This window comes from Hymenobacter busanensis (assembly GCF_008727865.1).
Classification (GTDB): domain Bacteria; phylum Bacteroidota; class Bacteroidia; order Cytophagales; family Hymenobacteraceae; genus Solirubrum; species Solirubrum busanense.
Genome location: NZ_VTWU01000003.1, coordinates 148,630 through 172,899 on the forward strand (window position 1 = coordinate 148,630; position 24,270 = coordinate 172,899).

At 64.3% G+C, this 24,270-nt stretch carries 9 protein-coding genes; 3 read left to right on the forward strand and 6 right to left on the reverse strand.

Annotation, left to right across the window (positions count from 1 at the left end; translation table 11 throughout):
* Positions 1-37 precede the first annotated feature (37 nt).
* Positions 38-163 (reverse strand): hypothetical protein, encoded by a 126-nt coding sequence (locus tag F0P96_RS21280; protein ID WP_262714351.1) that lies wholly within the window; start codon positions 161-163, stop codon positions 38-40.
* 164 nt (positions 164-327) lie between these two features.
* Between F0P96_RS21280 and F0P96_RS20925 the strand changes: the two genes are divergently transcribed.
* Complete coding sequence (locus F0P96_RS20925; RefSeq protein ID WP_160620279.1) at positions 328-477, forward strand: hypothetical protein; 150 nt, start codon at positions 328-330, stop codon at positions 475-477.
* Here F0P96_RS20925 and F0P96_RS08570 read toward each other — a convergent pair.
* From F0P96_RS08570 to F0P96_RS08580, 3 genes are all read right to left on the reverse strand, one after another.
* Positions 474-2,993: a DUF5686 and carboxypeptidase-like regulatory domain-containing protein gene (locus F0P96_RS08570; RefSeq protein WP_151078450.1), complete on the reverse strand. Its 2,520-nt coding sequence runs from the start codon at positions 2,991-2,993 to the stop codon at positions 474-476. The genes F0P96_RS20925 and F0P96_RS08570 overlap by 4 nt on opposite strands.
* Before the next feature lie 182 nt (positions 2,994-3,175).
* A complete protein-coding gene (locus tag F0P96_RS08575) occupies positions 3,176-5,701 on the reverse strand; it encodes a DUF5686 and carboxypeptidase-like regulatory domain-containing protein (protein WP_151078451.1) in 2,526 nt (841 codons plus the stop codon).
* A gap of 226 nt (positions 5,702-5,927) precedes the next feature.
* On the reverse strand, positions 5,928-6,890 hold the full coding sequence (locus F0P96_RS08580; protein ID WP_151078452.1) for an NAD(P)/FAD-dependent oxidoreductase: 963 nt from the start codon (positions 6,888-6,890) through the stop codon (positions 5,928-5,930).
* Positions 6,891-7,067: 177 nt separating this feature from the next.
* Between F0P96_RS08580 and F0P96_RS08585 the strand changes: the two genes are divergently transcribed.
* The gene (locus F0P96_RS08585; protein WP_151078453.1) at positions 7,068-10,838 is read left to right on the forward strand and encodes a T9SS type A sorting domain-containing protein; all 3,771 of its coding nucleotides are present in this window, start codon (positions 7,068-7,070) and stop codon (positions 10,836-10,838) included.
* 198 nt (positions 10,839-11,036) lie between these two features.
* Here F0P96_RS08585 and F0P96_RS08590 read toward each other — a convergent pair whose 3' ends face one another.
* Together F0P96_RS08590 and F0P96_RS08595 are read right to left on the reverse strand one after the other, a co-directional pair.
* On the reverse strand, positions 11,037-15,515 hold the full coding sequence (locus F0P96_RS08590; RefSeq protein WP_160620277.1) for an Ig-like domain-containing protein: 4,479 nt from the start codon (positions 15,513-15,515) through the stop codon (positions 11,037-11,039).
* 437 nt (positions 15,516-15,952) lie between these two features.
* Positions 15,953-18,691: a 4-alpha-glucanotransferase gene (locus F0P96_RS08595; protein ID WP_151078455.1), complete on the reverse strand. Its 2,739-nt coding sequence runs from the start codon at positions 18,689-18,691 to the stop codon at positions 15,953-15,955.
* A 405-nt stretch (positions 18,692-19,096) separates the two neighbouring features.
* Between F0P96_RS08595 and F0P96_RS08600 the strand changes: the two genes are divergently transcribed.
* The gene (locus F0P96_RS08600; RefSeq protein WP_151078456.1) at positions 19,097-24,265 is read left to right on the forward strand and encodes a translocation/assembly module TamB domain-containing protein; all 5,169 of its coding nucleotides are present in this window, start codon (positions 19,097-19,099) and stop codon (positions 24,263-24,265) included.
* Positions 24,266-24,270: the final 5 nt, after the last annotated feature.

The window sequence follows — 24,270 nt, forward strand, 5'->3', positions numbered from 1 at the left end:
GCAGCGCCGCGGGGTTGCACGGCGGCCCGGCGTGCAGCTACAGCAGCGCCGCGGCCGACGCCGTAGCTGCCGCGCCCACGGCCAACCACAGGCGCAGCAGCCAGGTAGTCAGCTGCAGCTTCTTTTCCAACAACACGTAGCGGGGGCCGAAGGTCTGTTCCATAGCAAGGTGAGGTACGGTAAGGGTGCGTGCGTGAGTAGATGGCCAAAAGCGGCGGAAGGTTGCCTGGGTAACAAAAGCGTAACCTGCCGGCCGCCAACGATGGTAAAAATGCAGCCGCCAGGCGCCCGCGGCAAGCAGAAAGCCGTCACCGGCAACGGAGCCGGATGAACCGTCGAAAACGCCGCCCGAACGGGCTCGACGGTGAGCTAACTGCTTTACCCGCAGCCACCATGCAAAACAGCAGCCTTTTCGGGGCTGCTGCCTTGATTGAAATCAAGAAATACCAAGGAGGCCGCGTGGCCCGCCGCCGCTAGAGCTTGAACTGCGCGCACACCTTCACGCCGAAGGTTTTGATGCCGGGCAGGTCGCGGTAAGTGAGGCGGTGGATGAAGTCGACGCGCACGAACTTGAAGATGTTTTCCACGCCGTAGCCCACCTCGGCATAGGGCGTGGTGCCCAGCGTCCGGAACGTGGGCATGGCCGCGCCCGAGGCGTCGGTGGTGAGCATGGCCTGGCGGTTGGCCGCGCCCAGGCCGCCGTAGAGCAGGTTGCCGGTGGCCACCAGGCGCCAGTCGAGCTTCTTGAGCAGCGGCACCGCGTTGATGAACAGGCCCTCGAAGTAATGCTCGGCGTGCAGCGAGGCGTACCGGTCGCTGATGAACTCGGAGTAGTTCATCAGGTTGTAGGCGTTGGTGGTGTAAATTGGCGACTCGTTGCCCAAGTGCGCCTTCAGCACCAAGTACGGCACCGTGCTCGGAATGTAGCCCGCGTCCACAATGTACTCGGTGCGGCCCAGCTGGCCGAGCTGCACGCTGTGGGTCATGGTGAAGTTGAACTTCTGGTAGCGCAGGTTGCTGCCCAGCAGCCCATCCACGCCCAGCGTGTAGCGGCCCGTAAACACCGGCAGCTTGTTGAGGCCCACGGCGTAGCGGCGGTTCTGGTTTTGCAGCAGCGTTTCGCCGGGTGCGTAGCGCGACTCCACCACTACCTCGGTCAGCGTGAGCTGGTCGGCTGTGGGCGCGCCGGGCTGGCGGTCGGGCGTGGTGTAGTAGGCAAAATTGTAGATGGGGTCGAAGTGCTGGCGGCGCAGCGTGAGCTTCTGGGTGAAGTTGTGGAACAGGTCCGACTGCGCCGTTACGCTCGTCACGTCGCGCCACAGCGGCAGCAGCGGCCGGATGTTGCCAAAGCGCGCGGCGGCCTCAAACAGCGGGCTTTCCAGCGCCAGGTCGTTGTCGAGCAAGGCCACCAGATCCAGCTCGTGGCTGTGCTTCACGCTAAACACCGTCCAGTTCGGGCGCGACACAATGCGGTCGGCCGAGAGGCTGTACTTGAATTCCCCGTCGCGGGTGCCGTAGGCGGCGTAGCCCTGCACCAGCCAATTGGGATTCAGCTCGGGCGTGGTCCGGAAACCCAGCCGCAGGCGGTTGCCCTCCACGTTGTTGTAGTTGTAGGTGCTGAAAATCGGCCCCAGCTCGAAGCGGCCGCGCGGGCCCAACTCCTTGTAGCCGTTCACCACGAGGTCGGCCACTTCCAGGAAGGTGCGCACCGAGGGCAGCTTGCCCACCGAGTCGAGCACGGTGAGCGTGCGGGCTTCCTGGGCCGAGAGGGTGTCGGGGCGCTGCTGCTGCCAGAAATCGGCAGGCGTTTTCTGGGCGTTGGGCGCGGCGGCAAAGGGCTGGTCGTAGAACGGCAACTCGTGCGGGTGGCCGGCATCGAACTGCGAGTTGACGGTGGTGAAGCGCACCAGCAGCCCGCTTTGCTTTTTGGTCGGCTTCAGGCCCAGCACCACGCGGGTGCGCTGCGGCAGCCACGGCCCAGCCGGCGAAGGCGCCAGATCCTGGTACACCCGAATCTGGTCGACAAAGTTAATGTTGGCCTTCGGATCGACTTCCAGGTCCACGCGGCGCAGGGCGTAGGAGTTCATCGTCACCCAAATGCGGCCGGTGAAGGCCAAATCCTGCGGGCGCCGGGGCGTGACTTTCAGCTGGTAGCAACGGTCCTGGCCCACCATCACCGAGTCCTCCAGGTCGTAGTCGTAGGTGATGCGCCACCCGTCGGCAATGGGTGAAATGAAGTCTTTGCCCATCACCACCTGCCAGTTGGGGTAGAAGTCGTAGTCCTGAAACGAGGAGCCCAGTACCTGCGACAGGAGCGTGCCGTCTTGCGGGGCCACGCCGTGCAGCTGCGAGTGTTTGATTTCCTCCCGCTCGCGGTTGGGCCGGTGCCGCACGTAGTAGCGCGACATCACCTCGGAGGCAAACAGCGGCACCGTGGGTTTGCCCGAGGCGTTGCGCGCCAGGTCGCCCGCGCCGTCGGCAATGGCCGTCATGTCGCGAATGACTTTGCGCCGCGCCAGCCGGTCGGAAATGTCCGACAAAGACACCTCGATGCGGTTGTAGCTGTCGAACTCGAAAGCGTCGAGCCGGGCCTTGTCGTTCTGCTTTTTGTGCTGCTGCACTTGGCGCAGAATGGCGTAGGCCGGGTTTTCGGTGGGCCGAATGGTGACTTCGCCCAGCGCAATGGCCGCCGAAGGCAGCTTCACGTTCAGGGTTTGCTGGGGCGCTTTGCCTGCGGCCACGCTCTTGGGCCGAAAGCCCACGGCCGAAGCCCAGAGCGAGTCGACCGGATGAGCAACCGGCAGCTGGTAGCGGCCGTCCTCGTCGGCGGTGGTGCCGAAGGTGGTACCTTTCACATACACCGAGGCGAAGGGTACAGCCTGGCCGGTAGCAGCCTCGGTGATGCGGCCCGAAAAAACAATCCGCTGGGCCAGCGCGGTATTGCCGAGCGTCAGCAGGAGCACCAGCCCCAGCCACGAGTATACAGACTTCATAATGAGCTTCTCACAATCGACACAAAGGTACGACGCGATAGAGAGCAAATTACCTTAGCAAAGGTTAATCGTTTGTTGCTTTTTATGGGTAAATAGCTCAGCGGCAGCGAAATAAAAATAACAGCGCTGGTCGTATTCCGGAGCACTTCGACCGGTGCGCTTCGGGCCGCGACAAACGGGTGCTAGAGCTTGAACTGGAAGCTCATTTTCACGCCAAAATTCTGAACGCCGGGCAGGTTGCGGTAGGTGAGGCGGTGAATGAAGTCGACGCGCACGAACTTGAAGATGTTTTCCACGCCGTAGCCCACCTCGGCGTAGGGCAAAGTGCCCAGCGGCCGGAATTTGGGCAGGGCCTCGCCCGTAAACGGGTCGGCGGCGGGTATCAGGTCGAGGTTGGCGGGGCGGGCACCGCCGTAGAGCACGCTGCCCGTGGCCAACAAGCGCCAGTTGAGCTTCTTGAGCAGCGGCACCGAGTTCAGAAACAGCCCTTCGAAGTGGTGCTCGGCGCGCACCGACGCGTACCGGTCGCTCACGAACTCGAAGTAGCGCATCAGGTTGAACGCGGAGCTGTTGTAGAACGGGTTCTGGTTGCCCAGATGCGACTTGAGCACCGGGTAGGGCACGGTGTTCGGAATTAGCCCGGCTTCGAGGCGGTAGTCGGTGCGGCCGAGCTGGCCAAACCGGGCGCTGTGCGTCACCAGCAGGTTGAACTTGTGGTAGCGGAAGTCGCCGCCGAGCAGGTTGTTCAGGCCCAGCGTGTAGCGCAGCGTAAAGACGGGCCAGAGCATCTGGCCCACGGCGTAGCGGCGGTGCGGCAGGCTGATGAGGCGTTCGTCGCGGGCGTAGCGGGTTTCCAGCACCACTTCGGCCAACGACAACTCGTCGGTGGTGGGCGAAGTGGGCTCGTGCTCGGGCGTGTTGAAATAGCGGAAGCCGAAAAGCGGGTCGAAGTGCTGGCGGCGCAGCATCACGCTCTGCGTCAGGCCGCGCAGCACGTCGGTCTGCAGCTTCACCGACGACACGTCGCGCAGTAGCGGGCGGCCTTTGTCGAGGTTGCCCACGCGGGCCGAGGCCTCGTAAAGCGCGTCGGCGCCGTCGAGGTCCACGTCGAGCAGCGCCACTTGGTCGAGCACGCGGCGCTGGTTGAGGCTGAGCACCGTCCAGTGGCGGCGGTTGAGCATGTAGTTGAAATACACGTTGTACTTCACGCGCTGGTCGCGGAAGCCGTAGCCCACAAAGCCGCCCAGCAGCCAGGTGGGGCTGATTTCGGGCGTGGTGCGCAGGCCCAACCGCGTGTGCACGCCCTCCACGTTGTTGAAGCCGAAGGTGGTCAGCAGCGGCCCCACGTCAATCTTGCCCACGCGCTTGTAGCCGTTCACTACAATATCGGCCAGCTCCATGATGGAGTGCACGGCCGGCAACTCGGTTACCGAATCGAGCACGGCCAGGGTCTGCTTTTCGGCCACCGACAGCGTGTCGGGGCGGCTCTGGGCAAAGTATTCGGCCGCGTTGGCGTAGGCATCGACCGCGGTTTCGATGGATTGCGCGTAGAAAGCCAGCGGGCGGTTCTGGTTGCGCAAAAAGTGGCTGTTCACGGTCGTTACCACGGCGCGGGCGCCCAACTGCCCGTCGCCAGAGGGCTTGAAGCCGACCACCACTCGCGTGCGCACCGGCAGTCCCGGCCCGTCGGTGGGCGAGGTCAGCTCCTGCTGCACGCTCAGCTCGCTCACGAAGTTCAGGTTGGCCCTGGGGTCAACCATCAAATCGACCTTGCGCAAGGCGAAGGAGCCGGTGGTAATCCAGATGCGGCCGGTGAAGGCCAGGTCCTGCGGGCGGCGGGGCGTGACCTTGAGCTGGTAGCAGCGGTCCTGCCCGACCAGGACCGAGTCCTCCAAGTCGTAGTCGTAGGTGATGCGCCAGCCCTCGGCAATGGGCGAAATAAAGTCCTTGCCGACGCACTGCTGCCAGTTGGGGTAAAAGTCGAAATCCTGAAACGACGAGCCGGTCATCTGGGCCAGAAACGAGCCGGGCTCGGGCGCCGCGCCGCGCAGCTGGCTGCGCCGGATTTCCTCGCGCCGCCGCACCGGCTGGTTGCGCACGTAGCAGCGCGACTCGGTTTCGGAGGCGAAAATGGGCAGGGCCGCCTGCAGGTTATTGCCCGCCGTGCCCGGCGTTTTGGCCGCTTCGGCATCGGCAATGCGCTGAATCTGCTGCACCAGGCGCTGCTTGGCAATGCGCTCGGGCAGGTCGGTAAAGGCCGCTTCGAGGCGGGTGTAGCTGTCGAAATCGTAGTCGTCGAGCCGGCGCCGGTCGTTCTGGGGCTTGTGCTGTTGCACTTGGCGCAGAATGGCGTAGGCGGGGTTTTCGGTGGGCCGAATGGTGACTTCGCCCAGCGCAATGGCCGCCGAGGGCAGCGCCAGATTAACCGTTTGTACCGGCTGCTTGCCCACAGCCACGCTCTTGGGCCGAAAGCCCACGGCCGAAGCCCAGAGCGAATCGACGGGCTGCGGCACGGGCAGTTGGTAGCGGCCCTCTTCGTCGGCGGTGGTGCCCAGGGTCGTGCCTTTCACATACACCGAGGCAAACGGCACCGGCTGGCCCGTAGCAGCCTCGGTGACGCGCCCGCTGAACGCCATGCGCTGGGCGGCTGCGGAGCCACCCAATAGCAGAAGCGCAAACAAGCAAAGCAGCGGGTAAACGTGCCTCATAGAGCGTAGGGTGTACTCTGCTTAAAGGTACGGCATGGACCTGCAACAACCGCGCTGACAACGGCGCAACTCGGTAATTCTCAAGGCAGCCCAGCCGCTGAGCTCGTAACGCTAAACCACCGGGAAACGATGCGCCCTTTGGCCCCAGCCAAGCTCCGCCGCTGAATATACCACCGCCTCGGCAAGTTGCAAGGCGGTTTTGGCAGCTCGGCAAGGTTTTACCGTGCTACGAACATTCTTCGCGGGTGAGCTGCTCGTTGATGCTGATGGCCGCCTGCGCGCCTTCGGCCGCCGCCACCAGAGCCTGCTGGGCGGCGGGCGTGGTGTCGCCGGCGGCGTACACGCCGGGCACGGTGGTCATAATCTTTTTGTCGACCCACACGGCACCGCTGCGCTGCAGGCGGCGGCAGCCCAGTTGGTCGGCTATGTTGCTGCGCTGCTGCTGATCAGGGTGAATGAAGAGCGCCTGCCGTGGCAGGCTGGAGCCGTCGGCAAACTCAAGCTGGCGCAGGCTGCCGTCGCGGCGGCCAGCCAGGCGCCGGATCGGCTGCTCGTAGAGGGCAATGCCGTGGCGCTTGAGCCGGTGGCGGGAATGCTCGCTCATGCCCGTCCAGCCGTCGGTGCACACCACCACGTCCTTCGACCAGCGGCTGATGAGCAGCGCAAACCCCGCGGCGGACTTGTTGCGGCCGTACACCGCCACCGGCTGGTCGCTGACTTCGTAGCCGTGGCAGTAGGGGCAGTGCAGCACGCCCACGCCCCACAGCTCACGCATGCCCTCAATGGGCGGCAAGACATCGGCAATGCCCGTAGCCAGCAGAATTTTGCGGGTGGTTACGCAGCGGCCCGAGTCGAGCGTGACGCGGAAGCTGCCAGTTTCGGGGTCGCGCTCGGTTTGGGCGACGCAGGCTTCGCGGGATTCTACAGTGGTGTAGGGCTGCAGCTGCTCGCGGCCCAGGCGCAGCAACTCCTGCGGCTTGATGCCGTCGCGCGAGAGGAAGCCGTGCACGGCGGGCGAGGGGGCGTTGCGGGTTTTGCCGCCGTCGCAGAGCAGCACCCGGCGGCGGCAGCGGCCCAGTACCAATGCCGCGCTTAGGCCGGCGCACCCGGCGCCCACTACCACCACTTCGTAGTCGGTGGGCGGAATGTGACGGGGGCGCTTGAACGGACGGCGGGCGGAAGCGGGCATAGTGGGTAGATGGGCGGTGATGCTGCTTCAACCCCCAAACGCGGCGAGGGGTTGCGGCGGAGTTGGTTTGGGCGGGCGTGCTAGCCGGCAGCGGGCCAGCGCGGTTGGGGCCGTGTTGGTTGAAGCTCTGCGGGAATTTGCGGTACTTGAGGCCTAGCTACTTCTTTTTTTCTGCCCATGAAAAAACCTTACTTAGTACTGGCGGCGCTGGCTCTGAGCCACATCGCCACGGCCCAGCTCTCGGGCACCAAGACCATCGACCCGGGTGGTACCGGCCCCAACAACTACCCCACCGTATCGGCGGCCGTAACGGCGCTGAACGCGGGCGGCGTGGGCGCGGGCGGTGTTACGTTCCGGGTGAAAGCCGGCACCACGTTCACCGAAGCCATTCCGGCCATTACCGCCTCGGGCACGGCCGCCAACGGCATTCGGTTTACCCGAGGCGGTGCCGGGGCCAACCCCGTGCTGCAAACCGTGGGCACCGGCGCTGCCGATGCTGTACTGACCCTCGACGGGGCTGATTACGTGCGCCTCGACAGCCTGACGCTGCGCGAAAACCCGGCTAACACGGGCGTTGCCCAAACCGAGTACGGCGTATGGCTGAAGGGCGGTGCCACCAACAATCTGGTGCAGGCCTGCGCCATCGTGCTGGACCGCGCCAACACCAACAAAACCTACGGCGTGCATTTGCTCGACGGCGGCAACAACGCCAACCGGTTCCTGAGCAACGCCATCAGCAACTGCACCGGCGCCTACTACTTCGCCGCCACCTCCGCCGCCAACGACCTCGACAACGAAATCGGGAATCTGGCCGGCGGCAGCAGCCCGCTGACGCTGCTGGGCCTGCCCACCACGGGCGGACCACCGACCACCACCATCGTGTACGCGGTGTACCTGACCTTTCAGCAGCGGGCGAAAGTCGTCGGCCAGGACATCAGCGACGTGCAGGGGCCGGGCTCAGTATACGGCATCTATTCCAGCGGCGCCCCCAACAGCGTCGAGATGATTGACAACCGCCTCAGCAACTTCCTAAGCCGGGCCACCGGCAGCGGCATTGTAGAAGCGCTGTACGTGAACAGCGGCACTACCCATACGCTGCTGCGCAACCGCGTGCACGACATCCGCGCCACCGGCTCCACGGCCTTCGCGGTGGGCATCGACATCAACGGCGGCGCCACCAACTACATCATCAACAACTTCGTGAGCGGGGTGCAGGCTCCGGCTAGTACCGCCGGCACGGCCGTGCGCGCGCTCAGCCTGCGCGGCGGCACCACCAACAACGTGTTCCACAACACGGTGCTGGTGGAATACGCGGCCACTGTGGCCAGCAACAAAAGCGGAGCGTTCTACATGTCGGGCGCCAATACGCCGGGCTACCTCGCCAACAACGTCTTTGTGAACCGCGTGACCGGCCTGACGCCGGGCGGCGGGGGCGTAGGCGCAGCTTTCTTCAAAGCCACGGCCACCGTCACCACCCTTGCCGGCTCCAACAACAACCTGTACTACAGCGCCTCGCCCTCGGCCGAGCACCCGATTTTCTACGGCGTGGCCACCACGCCCGCCGTGGCCGTTACGCTGGCCGACTACAAGCAGCTGGCCGCCCCGGCCGGGGTCGATCAATCGGCGGTGACGGAAAACCCGACGTTCGTGTCGGCCGCTACCGGCGACCTGCACATCAGCCCCACAGTGCCCACTCAGATTGAAAGTGGCGGCGTGAACCTGATTGGCGGCACCGCCGTGCCCACCGACATCGACGGCCAAACGCGCAACGCCAATGCCCCCGACCTCGGCGCCGACGAAGGCTCCTTCCAGGGCGTGGATGCCAGCGGACCAAGCATTGCCTACGCGCCGCTGAGCAACACCTCGGCCTTTACCAGCCGCACGCTGAGCGCCGTTACCATCACCGATCCGAGCGGCGTGAACGTGGCGGCCGGCACCAAGCCGCGCCTCTACTACAAGAAAAACTCCGACGCCAACGCCTTCAACGTGCCCAACGACGCCACCGGCAACGGCTGGAAATGGACCGAAGCCACCGGCACCGCGTCGCCTTTCAGCTTCACGCTCGATGTGAGCAAGCTGCGCGCGGCTCCCGTGGCCGGCGACTCCATTCAGTACTTCGTGACGGCGCAGGACTTGGTGACGCCGCCCAACGTGAGTGCCTCGCCGGGCACGGGCTTCGCGGCCACCTCGGTAGCGGCCATTACCAGTGCCCCGCGCCGGCCGAACTCCTACCGCGTGCTGGGTTTCATCAGCGGCATCAAGACCGTGGGCGTGTCGGCTGCTGCCGATTACCCCACCCTCACGGCGGCCGTAGCCGATTTGAACCGCAGCCAGCTGAACGGTAGCGTCACGCTGCGCCTCATCGACGCCTCGTACCCGAGCGAAACCTACCCGATTACGCTCAACGCCAACCCCGGCACGCGCCCCACGCCCACGGCCACACCCAATGCCGTACGCATCGAGCCGGCCGTGGCTACCCGCGTCACCACCCTCGAAGGCAATGCCACCACGCCCCTGCTGATTGTGAATGCCAGCTACGTAGACGTGAGCGGGGTAGGCGGCAGCGGCTACGGCCTGCTGCTGCGCAACAACGGTACCGGCGCTGCCAGCGGAGTGGCTTTTGCCACGGGCCGCAACGTGGCGTTCCGCCGCGTAGAAATGCAGGCTGGCAGCACCACCACCGGCTACGGCGTAGCATTTGACGGCGTGGTGGCGGGCTTGGTGCAGAACTGCAAATTCAGCCGCGCCAATGTGGCCGTGCAGCTGCAGAACAACTGCGACTCGGTGCGCGTGTTCAGCAACGAAATGGGTGCCATTGCGCCAGCTACCGACCCGCTGGGCTCGGCCGGCGTGGTAGTGCTCAGCAGCCAGCACTTCGACGTGGTGGGCAATATCATTTCCGGCGTTACGCGGGCGGTGTCGCCCAGCATTTCGGGCATCCAGGTGGGTGGAACAGCCCGCGACGGAGCCGTGCGCGGCAATGCCATTGCCTACATCTTGCATTCGGCTACCACCGCTGCCACGGCCTACGGGGCCGTTGGCATCCGCTTGGGCACTTCGGATACCAACTCCGGCATTTTGGTGGAGAGCAACATGATCAGCAACGTGCGCAGCTTCGGCGACGACGGCCTGTCGTTTACGCCCCACGGCATTGTAGCGGCTAGCGGCGGCGGCTACAGCATTGCCCACAACTCGGTGTACCTCACCGGCACCGTAGGCGGCGGTGCCACGCCGGTATCGGCGGCGCTGCTGCTGAATGCCGGGGTGACTACCGTGGGCGCGGTCAATAACATCCTGGTCAACAACATCGACGTGACGCCGACTGGCGGCAAAGCCTATTCGTTATTGGTGGCGGGTGCCGCCACGCAGCTGAGCGCCTCCAACGCCAACGACTACCTGGCCACCGGGGCCCGCGGGGTGCTGGCCAGCATCAACAACGTGGACCTGCCCACGCTAGCGGCCGTGCGCACGGCTACCTCCGCCGATCAGCGCAGCGTATCGGTGCTGCCGGTGTTTGTGGCACCCACCAACGGTGACCTGCATCTGACGGCTGCCAACAACTGCAGCCTCGAAGGCAAAGGCCTGCCCCTGCCCGGACCGCGCCTCGATATTGACGGCGACGCCCGCTCCGTGACCACGCCCGACATCGGGGCTGATGAGTTTGTGGGTGTGAACTGCACCGTGGCTACCACATCGGCCAAAGCCACCTGGCGCACCGATGTATACCCGAACCCCACGGCCGGTGCCCTCACCCTGAGCATCAGCGGGGCTACGGGTCCGCTCACGCTGGAAGTGCTGGATGTGCTGGGCCGCCCGGTGCACCGGGTCGAGCTGAAAGCCGGGACCAGCAGCTACCCCCTCGATTTGCACGGCCACGCGGCCGGGTTATACCTGCTGCGCCTCAGCAACGGGCAAGTGGTGAGCAGCCACCGCGTGGTGCTCCGGTAAGACGTTCTGCAACCGCCACAAAAAAGGCCACCCGATACGGGTGGCCTTTTTTGTGCCTGCTTCAAAGCTTCGGTAGGGCACGAACGGTAACAGGCAAAAGATAATTTGTGGGCTACAGCAGGATGAAAAATCAAGCCCGACCGAAACCGGTTGGAGGCCGGTGCCGGTCGGGCTTGAAAGAGCGACGAAGCTGCGGGATTAACGCTTGATCAGGCGTTTTACCACGCGGGTGTCGTTGCCGGTTACCACAATCAGGTAGGCGCCGGGGGCTACTTTGCCGAGGAAAAGCTCTGCGTGGTTGCCCCAAGCCAGGGCTTGCGTCAGCACCTTGCGGCCGGTCATGTCGGTGATGGTAGCCGTGTACGAGCCAGCCGCCAGCGGCGACAGATCAACGTACACAACGTCGGCCGCCGGGTTCGGGGAGAGTTCCACTTGCTTGGCCGAGGCACCGAAGGAAACCACGCGCACCGACGTGAGCGAGGCTTTGCCGTCGGTGTCTACCTGGCGCAGGCGGTAGTATGCCTGCGAGCCGAGCTGCGAAACCTTGGCATCGGTGAAGGTGTAGTTCTGCACCGTGTTGGTGGTGCCGTGGCCTTCCTTCTGCCCGATTTGCACGAACTGCTTGCCGTCGAAGCTGCGCTCTACCACAAAGTAGGCGTTGTTCAGCTCCTGAGCCGTCGACCAGGTCAGGAAGGCGTCAGCCGATTTGGCCGTAGCCTCAAAGGACTTCAGCGTAACTGGCAGCGGAGCTACCTGGCAGTTGCTGGCCTGGGTAATGTTCGGCACGTCGCCTTGCACAATGTTGCTGCGGGTGAGGCCGTCGAACTGCGTTCCGTCCGTAGAACCAAACGCAACCGTGCCGCTGGAGCTGCCTGTAAGGCCGTTGTTGCCGGGCAGCAACTCGGTAGCTGCACCCAGAGCCGAAGAGGCGAATACTACACCGGCTGAACCGCCGCCGCCGGGACCGTGCTGGGCCGTTTGGGCGAGGTTGTTGCTGCCGCCGTCGCCGCCGTTGGCCAACACCGTGATGTTGTTCAGTGCCGATTTGCTGAGGATTACCACGCTGCCGCCGGCACCGCCGCCGCCGCTGCCGTCGTTGTCGACGGTAGACGTCTGGCTGAGGCCGTTGACGTTGATGGTGCCCGTGCCCGAAACCGTGGCGGCGTTGATGATGACGATACCGCCACCGGCTACACCGCTGGAGTTAAAGCCCGCATTGACGGCCGTACCTTGGCCCGAGCCGCCGGTGCCGTTGTTGGTGGTGCCGGCACCGCCGCCACCGCCCAGTACCACGCGGCTGGCGTTGGCCTGCAGGAACGGCGCACCGCCGTTACCGCCCGTGGGGTTGCCCAGGTTCCAGGCGTTGCCGCCCTGGCCGCCGAAGCCGCCGTTGGCGCCGCCGCCGCCGCCCGTGTTGTTCTGGTTGTCGGCTACGCTACCATCGGTGCCGCCGCCACCGGCGTTGCCCGGGGCGCCACGGCCGTAGCTGCCACCGGGGTAGCCTTCAGCCGTGTTGTCTTGCAGTACGCCGTTGTTGTTCACGTAGCGCGGCGTGCCGGCAATGCCTTCGCCTTTCGACGCGTGCACGTTCACGTCGCTCACGGCTACGTAGTCCTGGTTGGTGGGCGTGCCCGTGCCGTTGGCGCGGGTCAGCTGGCGGCCTGCGCCGCCGCGGAAGCCTTTGCCGCTGGCATCGATAGTGCGGCCGTTGAAGTTAAGCGTACCGCTTACTTCCAGTACCACTACGCCACCGGTGCGGCCGTCCCAGTTCGGGGCCACAATGTCGGCGCCCAGGGTCAGGTTGCGGTAGCGCGGTACCCGAATTACCTGGTAGCGCAGCTGGCCGCTCGTAGCCGTAGCATCGGCGTTGGTGTAGGTGTTGGTGAGGGGCGAAGCCAGGGTGAGCGTACCGCCGGCTGCCGTGGTGGCCGTGGCCGACGAACCGGCTACGTAGCGGTATTCGTACTGACCGGCTACCAGGTTGGTGCCCAGCGTGCCGTTGGCCGGGGTGTCGCTCGAAGCCGCACCGTCGCCGTAAGCCGTCGAGTTGGAGTTGTCGATCTGAGCGCCCTGCATCTGCATGATCAGAATCAGGTCGCCGGGGACGATGTTGCTGCTGCCGGTGGTGGTCATGGCCGGGCCAACGGTAAGCGTCGTGGTGTTGGCCGTGGCCGTGTTCAGGCCGCGATAGTACGAGTTGGGCTGCTGGCCGGTGGCCGTCGTCTGATCGGTCGTCGTTTCGGCCAAGCAAGCCTGGGTCGAAACGGTGTTGCTGATCTTCACCGTCACGTTGGAGAAACCCGCCGTGCCGTCGTTGTTGCCCGCAATGGGGTCGGGCGTATCCGACGACGAGGTAACCTTGCCCACGATGGGGTTCAGGCCGGCTTGGGTGGCATCGAAGGTGAACGTGAACCCGGAGGACTCTTCGCTGGCTAGCGAAGAAATAGCCGGGAACGTGAGTACGCCGGTCGAGGGGTTGTAGCTACCGCCGCCCGATACCACGGGGTTGCCGAGGTTCTTGTTTACCGTTGCCGTCAGCACCACGTTTTGGGCTACCGAGGGGCCGTAGTTGCTGGCTACAATGTTCAGGATGGTGCGCGCACCCGGAGCCGCAGCTGCCGGACCCGTAATGGTGGCAGCCACGTCGGCCGAAGCCGAAGGGGTGGTCGTCACCTGGGCGTTGGCGGCCGAGCCGTCGTTGTTGGCAAAGCTGTTGTCGGCCGTGTTGGTCGAGCCGCCCGAGCCCACTGCACTAACCGTGAACAGGGCCGGCATCAGGAAACGCACGGTGTGCGTACGGCTGGCGTTGGTACCGAGGTTGCCCGTCGGGAACTGCACCAAGCCCGTATTGGGGTCGTATACCGCGTCGTCCGAAGCCGTAACGCTCGTCAGGTTGGGGGGCAGCACAATGCGGCCCTGGGCCGAGGCCTCGATGGTAGTGCTCAGGTTGGAGAGCGTGAGCGTGTAGAGCACGTAGCTGCCGGCCGGCGCCGTGGTCGGACCGCTCAGCGAAGCCGCAACGTCTACGGTGCTGTTGGAGCCATTGACGGTGATAGTGGCCGTGTTCGACGTGGCGTTGTTGGCGTCCTTCACCGTGTAGGTAGCCGTACCCGGTACGCTGGTGGTGAAGTTGGTGCCCGGCGTGAAGGTGACAATACCCGTAGTGGCGTCTACCGCAAACGTGCCCACGTTGAGGGCGCTGGTGCGAGTGAGGCTGACGGTATTGGCCCGCAAGTCGCCGTTGGCGTCGGTGTCGTTGCCCAGAATCCGGATCTGAATAGCCGCTTTCGTCGTGGCATTGGCGTATACCACATCATTCTGAGCTACCGGAGCTGCGTTATCAACGGTTACCGAGATGGTGCCTTGGTTGGACACCAAACCCAACTCGTCTTTCACCGTGTAGCGCACTACCGTGGTGCCCGTGAAGCCGTAGCGGGGAACGAAGGTTACCACACCTTCTTTGTCGACCGAGAACGTGCCGCCGCTGTTGGTGCCGCGGATGCTGCTGGTACCGGTGTCGCTGCCCTCCGAAGGGTCACGAATCAGCAGCACCGAGCTTTTCTTCAAGGACGAGTTGCCGTCGGCGTCGGTATCGTTAGCCAGCACGCTGATCTGAGCCGTCAGGCCGAAGTTGGTGAGCGTGTTGTTCACAGCTACCGGAGCCGAGTTGGCTACCGTGAGGGTGATAGTACCTTGGTTCGACGTTTGGTTGAACGTGTTTTTGACGGTGTACTTGATAGACGTAGTACCGGTGTAGTTGCCTACCGGCGTAAACGTTACCACACCCGTGTTCGATACCGTAAACGTACCGGCGCTGTTGGTGCCGGGCAGCCCGGCAGTGTTGGCACTGGTAGCAGTGGAAGCACCTTGAACCAGGGTTACGGTGGTGTTGTCGAGGCCGCCGCCGCCGTCGTTTGACAGCACGTTGATGTTCGTTGCGGCTTTGTAAGAAACGGATTGTACGTCGTCGTTAGCAACGGGAGCACCTACTACACTAAGCACGTAGCTGACCGAAGCCGACGTCAGCGTGGGGTTGGCGTTGTCACGGGCCGTGTACGAGGCGTTGATGGTGCCGCCGCCCGAGTTGTTCGGCTGGAAGTACAGCGTGGTAGCCTGAGCCGCGCTGAGGGTGTTGGCGCCCGTTGACAGCGCGGTTCCGCCTGTCGCCTGGGTGTAAAAGGAACCGAGCGTGTTGGCAGGTACCGTGAAGATATAATTCGTGACGGTGGCGTTGCCCTCCGGGTCGGTGGCCGTCAGCGACGTTATCTGCGTACGGCCCGCCGAGCTAGCTACCGAAGCCGTTTTTGCTGCCGCCGTCGGGGCCGTGTTGGTAACGGTAATGGTAATGGTGGCCTGGTTCGAGGTGTTATTGTTCCTGTCCTGAACCGTGTAACGAATGGTAACCGGGGTACCAACAACGGTACCCGCCACAGGCGTGAACGTAACAATCCCGGTCGTTCCGTTAACACTAAAGGTGCCAAGGCCGGATTGGGAACCTGCTACCAACGCTACGGATGTGTCATCGATATCATTGCCAGGGTTGCCGTTACCATTTCGGATATCGTTGGCCGTTACATCAACGTTTACGGCCGCGTTGTAGGCAGTAGAAGCGGCATCGTTGTTGGCGGTGGGTGCAGCAGCCGTGGCGGTGCCGGCAATGCCTAGCCAAAGCAACAACCCCAGCATCAGTCGACTCCTGCGACCAAATGTGTTCTTACGCGAAGAGTTGCCTGGTGCAACCCGCGGAAGGGGTACTGGTTTGTTCATGTGGTATGTGGATGGATGGAAAAACGCGTCGTTGAAATCCGTATGGCCTAGTCTTGGGAGAAGCCAAACGGTACAAAATTAGCGAGTTAATTTAGTACCATAACTTTTTTGCTTGTAAAATTATCGTTACACGAATCAAATTGGGCCTAGCAACCGTAGTAAGGCGTTTTTTGCATTATCGCAATTAATGTTTTGCCTTTACCAGTATAATAGAATCATATAATGCATAGTATTAATCTTTAATTTTATTGTAATAAATTTGGCGGCTATTCTTGCGAGATTAAGAACAGAAAAGCGCGCCGTGATTAGCAGCGCGCTTTCCTAACAACAGTCAGTAAACTGCCGACCTACCGGCCGCTTTGTTTCACCAAGTCGTGGATTTGTTGGTTGAAGCCTTCGGCCTGGCCCAGCTGTTCCAAAGGCAAGTGGAAACGATACTTCCAGAAGTGCTCGGGGTTTGAGGGTACGTTCACCTGCTCATCGAGTGGGTTCTGGCGCCGCAATTGGTCGTTGAGGGCTACCAGATCCTGCAGCGGGAAAATGGCCCACATAGCCGGCGAATAAAGGTGCTGTACTACCACTTCGCGGGAAGCCCAAGACTCGCAGAAATACGGGGCCGCCTGGCCGCCGTGGCCCAGCAGCTGCTCGAAAAAGCGTTGGGTGCGCTCGTGGTCCTCTTCCCACCAGCCGCGCACGGTGCTCATGTCGTGGCACGACGGTGAGACGACGGAAAGGTACGCGGCGTCGTTAGGGTGCGAGAATTCGATGCCGGTGGCGGCGGGCATGCGCTGAATATTGAGGCCCAGCATACCCAGCTGGCGCATCACGCCGGGCACCGAGGCGGGCACCATGCCCAGGTCTTCGCCGAAGATGAGCATGTTGGTGGCGTAGCGAATGGCCGGCAGCTTCACCAAGCCCTGCTCGCGCCAGAAATCCTCGTGGCGACGGAAGAAGAAGTCCACGTAGAGGTCCTGCATACGGCGGCGCGACTGGTCGTCCAGGTCGCGGAAGGTGCGGGACTTGTCTACGGTGATGCGCGGATGCCAGTACTCGCCGTTGGAGCCGTCGGCTTCCACGAAAAGCACTTCGGTGTGCAGGCGGTACAGGCCCTCGCGCAGGCGCTTGAGGTGGTCGTGCTCCTCGGCGGGGGCAGCGGTCAGCTGCTGCTCAAACACGGCCTCCACTTTGCGCTGCGTGTCCACGAACTCGCGGAAGCGGAACGCGCCGTGGCTGCCTTCGTCGAGGAACTCGTCGCGCACGGCTCCGGCCGCGGCTCCAAAAAGCTCCTCCAGAATGTGCCAGCGAATGTAGGGCTTGGCCAGCCGGTCGTAGTCGAACCAGCCCAGGCGCTGCTCTACCTCGTGACGGTGCAGGGGCAGAGCGGGCGAGAAATGGCCCAGCAAGCCCTCAACGGCGTGGGCCGGAATTTCCCAGATGCGGAAGAAGCCCAGAATGTGGTCGATGCGCAGGGCATCAAAGTAGCGGCTGAGGTGCGTGAGGCGCTGGCGCCACCAGGCGTAATTGTCCTCGGCCATTTTCTCCCAGTTGTAGGTCGGAAAGCGCCAGTTCTGGCCCGTTACCGAGAAGTCGTCGGGCGGGGCGCCGGCTTGCTGATCGAGGTGGTACAGCTCGGGCTGGGTCCAGGCCTCCACCGAGTGGCGGTAGATGCCAATGGGCAGGTCGCCCTTCAGGACCACGCCTTTCGAGCGGGCGTAGTCGACGGCGGCCACGAGCTGCTTGTCGAGGTGAAACTGCGTGAACAAGTGCAGACCGAACTCGTCGAACTCGGAATGCGCGGGGTCGAGCAGAGCCGGGAGCCAGTCGCCGGGTTGCTGAAACGCGGCGGGCCACTGGCGGAAATCCACGGTGCCGAACCGCTCGCGCAGGCCGCTGAACACGGCGTAGGGCGCCAGCCACGCCTGTTGCTCCTGGAAAAACCGCTGGTAAGCCGGATCGGCTAGGAAAGCGGCTTTTTCCTGCTGGTAGAGGTGCCGCAGGAAGCGCCACTTAGCTTCGGTCACGGGCTCGTAGTCCACAAAGTCGCGGCCGTTCAGTTCCTCGCGGAGTTGATCGAGTTCGGCGCGTAGGGTTGGGTCCTGCAGCTCGGCCACGTCCTGCAGGCGCAGGTACTGCGGGTGCAGGGCAAACACCGAAATGGCAGCGTAGGGGTACGAATCGACCCAGGTATGGGTGGCCGTGGTGTCGTTGATGGGCAGCACCTGCACCAGTTGCAGACCCGCTTCCACGGCCCAATCGACCAGCAGGTTCAGATCGGGAAACTCACCTACGCCCAGGCCTTGCTGGCTGCGCAGGGCAAACACGGGCAGGGCCACGCCCGCACCGCGCCAGGGGCCGCCGGTTTGCCGGAACTGCTCGTCGTGGCGCCAGCGCAGGGTGTCGCGGTGGCCGAGGGGCGGCAGCACGCGGTCGGGGCCGGCTTCGAGGTCGATGCAGCGCTTTGCCTGCGGGTCCCAGAAACCGTATTTGTAAAGGACCGGCTTGTCGGGCGTCACCAAGGCCACATCGGCCGACCAGTACGGGAAATCGGCATCGGACAGCACGAGGGCTTTGCGGTTGTCCCAAGCCCCCAGGGCTTCGTCGGAGCCCAGAATGCACAGGCACTGACCGGGCTGCACGCGCGGAGCGCCCAGGGAGAAGCGCACGGCCGCATCGGCGGCGCGCGAGCGGGCCGCGCGGCCGGTGCCCGGCCCGCAAGGCGACTCGGCCGGGCGGCGGAAAATGGCCTGCGTGAAAGCGTTGGTCAGCAGCTCGTACTCGGGCAGCTGCGGCACGCGCCAGAACTCGTCGAGCAGCACGCGGCCGTACGACTCGCCGGTGAGGGCCACCACGCGGTCGGGGCCGCCTTCCCAGTGCGTCACGCCGTTGTCGACCAGCACATACTTGTAGCGCAGCTCGGCGGTATCGGCCGCCACGTCTACTTCCTGCTCCCAAAACCCGGACGACGGGTCGTAGGTCAGGCGTAAAGCACGGTCGGGGTGCCAGTCGCCGAGGGCGGCGCCGGCGCCGCGCACTTCGAGGCGCTGACCCCAGGAAGTGAAGTACGGGAGGCGAAAACGGACGAGCATATGCTACAGGAAAACCCGCCGGGGCGCAGCAGCGCTGGGAAAGGGCGGCGAAAGATTACCCGAAGCTACACGGTCGGAAACCGGAATCAAATTTGAGCGCAACCGGAAACGATTGCGACATCAGAAAAAGAATTTAAGCCAGATAAGAGACGGATTCGGGCGCTCCTACGTGGTATTTAGCCTGGGTCTTTGCCCGCATAAGACAGCGCAAATGACGCGGCTTAGCGTCGGCGGCGGGCGGCCGATTGGTGGCTGCGGGACAGCAACGCTGCTTTTGCAGCCGGCTTGGTCGGCCCCTGCAGCCGCTACTCCCGCCGGGCTGCCCGGCAGGCTTGGCCTAACCCCCGGCGGCTTTTTTCCGTTGGGTTGGGCAGACCCCTTCTCTCGCTTTACCCATTTTTCGTTGTGTCAACTTCTCTACGCCGCATCCTGTACGTCGTACTCGGGCTATTGGCGTTTGTAGTCCTGTTGGTGGTGGGAGTAGTGGTGGCGCTGCAATTCCCCTCGGTGCAGGACTACGCCGCCCGCAAAGCTGCGGGCTACCTGCAAGGTAAAATCGGCACCGAAGTGCGCATCGGCAAGTTTCGCACCGACTGGCGCCACGGCCTGGCCCTCGACCGCGTGTACCTGGAAGACCAGCACGGCGACACGCTGGTGTCGGTGGGGCATTTGGGCGTGAGCCTCGATTTGTGGGCGCTGGCCAAGTCCGAAATCAACGTCAGCTCGGTGGAGCTGACCGACGGCACCGTGAACATTGCCCGCACGCTGCCCGATTCGACCTACAACTTCGACTACATTCTGGCCGCCTTTGCCACCGGCGACACCGCCACGGCAACGCCCGCCGACTCGACCGGCGGCTTCAAATACGACATCGGCGACGCGCACCTCGCCAACGTGCGCCTGACCTACACCGACGAAGTGGACGGCCTGAACGTGCGCACCCGCGTGGGCGACCTGGCCGTGACCATGAACGAAGTGGACGTGGACAAAAGCACCTACCGCGTCGAGAACGTGGCGCTCAAAAACACCGGCATCAACATCGTGCAGACGAAGGTGCCGCCCGACACGCCCGCCGAGCCGCTCACCCTCACCTTCGGCCTCGACAAGGCCACGCTCGACAACGTGGCGCTCAGCTACCGCAACGAAGTGGCCAAGCAGTACATCGGCACGCGCATCGGGCAGGCCGCCGTCACGGCCGACAACATCGACCTGATCCGGCAGCGCATCGGGCTGAACACGCTGGTGCTGCGCGACGCCGAGGTGACTTACGCCCAGAATTCCCAGGTGCCCGTGACCGAGCGCGTGGTGAACCCCGCCGAAACCGTACGCAAGCTTGATTCGGCCGTGACGCAGGCCACCGGCGCGGCCACCTCGTGGGCCCTCACGCTGCGCGAGTCCGACATAAGCGGCGTGAAGTTCACCTTCGACAACCTCGACGAAAAGCCGCAGCGCACCCGCCTGCCGGCCATGGACTACAACCACCTGCTGTTTGAGGACCTGGCGCTGAAAACCCGTAACCTGCGCTACTCCAGCAACCGCACCACCGGCCGCATCGACCTGCTGGCGGGCCGCGAGAAAAGCGGCTTCCGCGTCGACCGTGCCGAGGCCGATGTGGTGTACGACTCGGTGCAGATTCGCCTCGACAACCTCGACCTCGTCACGCCCCACACCCGCATCCGCCGCACGCTGGCCATTGGCTTCGATTCCCTGGGCATGCTGGCCGATACGAAACAGCTGGGCAAAATGCGCATGGAGGCCGATTTGCAGGACGTGCGCCTGGGCTTTCGCGACATCCTGTACATGGCGCCCGACCTCATTACCGAAAAGCCCTTCACCAGCGGCCCCAACCAGTCGGTGCTGCTGAGCGGGCAGGTGAACGGCCGCCTCGACAACTTCGCGCTCAACAATGTGGAAATCGTGGGGCTGCGCAACACCGTGGTGCGCGCCTCGGGCCGCATTCAGGGCCTGCCCAACACCGACCGCCGCCTCTACACCGATCTGCGCATTGCCCAGCTGACCACCACCAAGCGCGACCTGAACGACCTGCTGCCCGCCGGCCTCATTCCCGCCGATGTGATTGAACTGCCCGAGCGCGCCACGCTGTCGGGCACCGTGCGCGGCCGGCCTACCGCCAACGACCTCGCCCTGAACCTGAAGGCCAACACCTCGTTTGGCGGCGCTACCATTGCGGCCAATCTGCGGCCCGGCCCCGCCGGCCGCGAGCCGGTGGATGCGCGCTTCACGTTCCAGAACTTCCAGCTCGGCCGCCTGCTCAAGCAGCCCGACATTGGCCCCGTAACCGGCCGCGGCTCCTACGTGGGTACCGGTTTCGAGCCCACGACCATGCGCGGCAAGCTGGTGGCCCGCCTCGACCGGGCCCGGTACGGCACCTACACCTACCGCAACATCGACGCCACCGTCGGCATCACGGGCCAGCAGTACGCCATCGACGCGCGCAGCACCGGCGACGCCAACGCGGCCTTTGCTATTAAAGGCAACATCGATTTGCGCAACCCCAACGCGCCGGTGTACGCCTTCAGCGGCAACCTGAAAAGCCTGAACCTGACCGCGCTGGGCTTCTACTCGGGCGGCGACCTGCGCGTGCAGGGTGATTTGGACGCCAACCTCTCGGGCTCCGACCTGAACACCATCAACGGCACGCTCACGGGCGACAACATCGTCATCGTGTCGAACAACCAAGCCATTCCGCTCGACTCGGTGAATGCGCGCATCGTGCAGGTGCCGGGCCGCACCGAGGTCGATTTCACGTCGAGCATTCTGCAGGCCACCGTGCGCGGCAACACCCGCCTCGGCGACATGGCCACGGCCCTGCAGCAGCATATCGACCGGTACTTCGACCTGCCGGGCGTGCAGTACCGCGCCTCGTCGGTGGCGCGCAACTTTACCTTCGACGTGACCGTGCCCCAGTCGGGCGCGCGGCTGCTACCCAAGTTTGTTACCGGCCTCACGCGCATTTCGCCCTTCAAAGCCAGCGGCGCCTTCGACAGCCGCGCCGCCAGCCTGGCCGTGCGCTCCGACGTGGCCTTTATGCGCTACCAGGGCATTGCCTTCGACTCCTTGAAGCTGCGCGTGGGCTCCGACGCCCAGAAGCTCGACTACTCCGTCGCCCTCGACCAAGTGCGGCAGGACACGACCTTGCGCGTGCCCAACCCCAGCCTGACCGGCAGCATTGCCAACAACCAAATTGGTACGCGCCTGCGCATCGCCGAGTCCGATTCGGCCGAGCGCCTGAGCTTGGGCGGCGTGCTGCAGGTGCTGAACGGCGGCTCCACCTACCAGTTCAGCTTCGCCCCGCAGCTGTCGGTAGACAAGGTCGAGTGGGTGGTGGCGCCCAACAACTACGTGCGCTACACGCCCGCTACCGGCAACATCGAAGCCCAGAACGTGCGCCTCTCGCACACCGGCCGCGCCGAGCGGTTTCTGGCCCTGCAAACCCTGCCCGGTGCCCGCAACCCGCTGCAGGTACAAATCGGCAATTTCGACCTCTATGCCCTCGGCCGCGCCGCCGGCCTGCAGGACTCGCTCATCGGCGGCACGCTCAACGGGCAGGCCGTGGCCTATAACCTGGGCCGCACCGGGCAGGCTTTCACCGCCGATCTGGCCCTCACCCAGCTGGCTTACAACAAATACGCGCTCGGCGACGTGAAAGCGCAGGTGGTCAACAACGTGGCCAACCGCTTCGATGTGACCGGCCAGCTCACCAGCCCCGACGGCAACGACGTGCGCGTGGGCGGCTATTACGTGACCAACGGCACCGTCAACCTGGTAGCCGACCTGGCGCGGCTGAACCTGAAAACCATTGAGCCGTTCTCGGCCGGGCAAATTCGCGAAACCACCGGCGCCCTCACCGGGCGGCTCACGGTAACCGGCACGGCGGCCTCGCCGCAGTTGCGCGGCGCGGTGCGCTTTCAGGACGGCGGCTTTACCCTCTCGCAGCTGGGTGCGCCGTTCCGGCTGGCCAACGACGAACTGGTGCTCAACGACCAGGGCCTGCACTTCGACAACTTCGCCATTCTCGATTCACTCGGCAACAAAGCCCTGATCGACGGCTACATCATTCCGGCGCGCAACCTGGCGCAGGTGGGCCAATACCGCCTGCAACTGAACGCCACGACCACCAACTTTCTGGCCGTGCAAAGCACCCGCCGCGACAACCCGCTTTACTACGGCAAGTTGTTCGTGGACTCGGAAAGCCGCGTGACCGGCAACCTGCAGCGCCCGGCGGTGCGCACCCGCGCCACCGTGGCCGACGGCTCGGACCTGACCGTGGTGGTGCCCACCGACGACCCCGTGGCGGTGGAGCGCGAAGGCATTGTGGTGTTCATCGACAAAGACGCGCCCAAAGTCGACTCGGCGCTGGCGCAGACGGTGGACATCGACAGCGCGGCCGTGGCCACCGGCTACGACGTGCGCGCCAACATCACGGTGACGGACCGCACGCCGTTTACCATCGTCATCGACGAAGCGGCCGGCGACAACCTGCGCGTGCGCGCCGAAGGCACCCTGAACGCGGTGCTCGACGAGCGGGGCGCCCAAACCCTGACCGGCCGCCTGGGCGTGACCGAGGGCCAGTACGAACTCTCGCTCTACGACTTGGCCGAGCGCAAATTCGACATTGCGCCGGGCTCGTTTATCCTTTGGACCGGCGACCCTTTTAACGCGCAGGTGAACGTAACGGCCATTTACAAGGTGCGCGCCGTGGCCGCCGACCTCATTGCCAACCAACTCGACGCGGGCTCGGAAATCAGCAACCTGTCTCGCAACCGCCTGCCGTTTGAGGTGCTGCTGAAAGTAACCGACGAGCTGCTCAAGCCGACCATCGGCTTCGACATCCGGCTGCCCGAAACCACCACCAGCCCGGTGGCCGAGCCGGTGCGCGCCAAGCTGGAGCAGCTGCGCCAGCCCTCGGAGCAAAACGAGCTGAACAAGCAGGTGTTTGCCCTGCTGGCCCTCAACCGCTTCATTGCCGACAACCCGCTGAAAAGCACCGCCGCGCCGGGAGGCTTGGTCGAAAACCAGTTGCGTGGATCGGCCAGCCAGGTACTCACCGACCAGCTCAACAGCCTCACCGGCGAGTACCTCGCGGGGCTGGGCCTGGAGCTGGGCGTCGATTCGTACGCCGCCGTGTCGGGCACGGGGCAGCAGTACAACCAGACCGACCTGAACGTGGCCGTGCGCCGGCAGCTGTTCAACGACCGGCTGAGCGTGCGCCTGGGTACCGATGTGCCGCTGGCCGGCGGCAACGGCAACCAAGCGGCCGGCGGCACCTCGGCCGCCAGCCAGTTTGCCGGCGACGTGAGCATCGAATACAACATTCTGCCCGACGGCCGCTTGCGCCTGCGTGCCTTCCGCAACAACGCCTACGAAGACATCGACGGGCAATTCACGCGCACCGGCACCTCGCTCATTTTCCAGCGCGACTACAACAGCCTGCAGGAGCTGTTTGCCAAGACGCCCGCCGAAGTGAAGCAGGCCGTGCGCACCGACCGCCGCGCCCGCAAAGCCGAGAAGGCCGCCGCGCAGGATACCCTCAAAAACAACGCCCTGAACTAAGACCG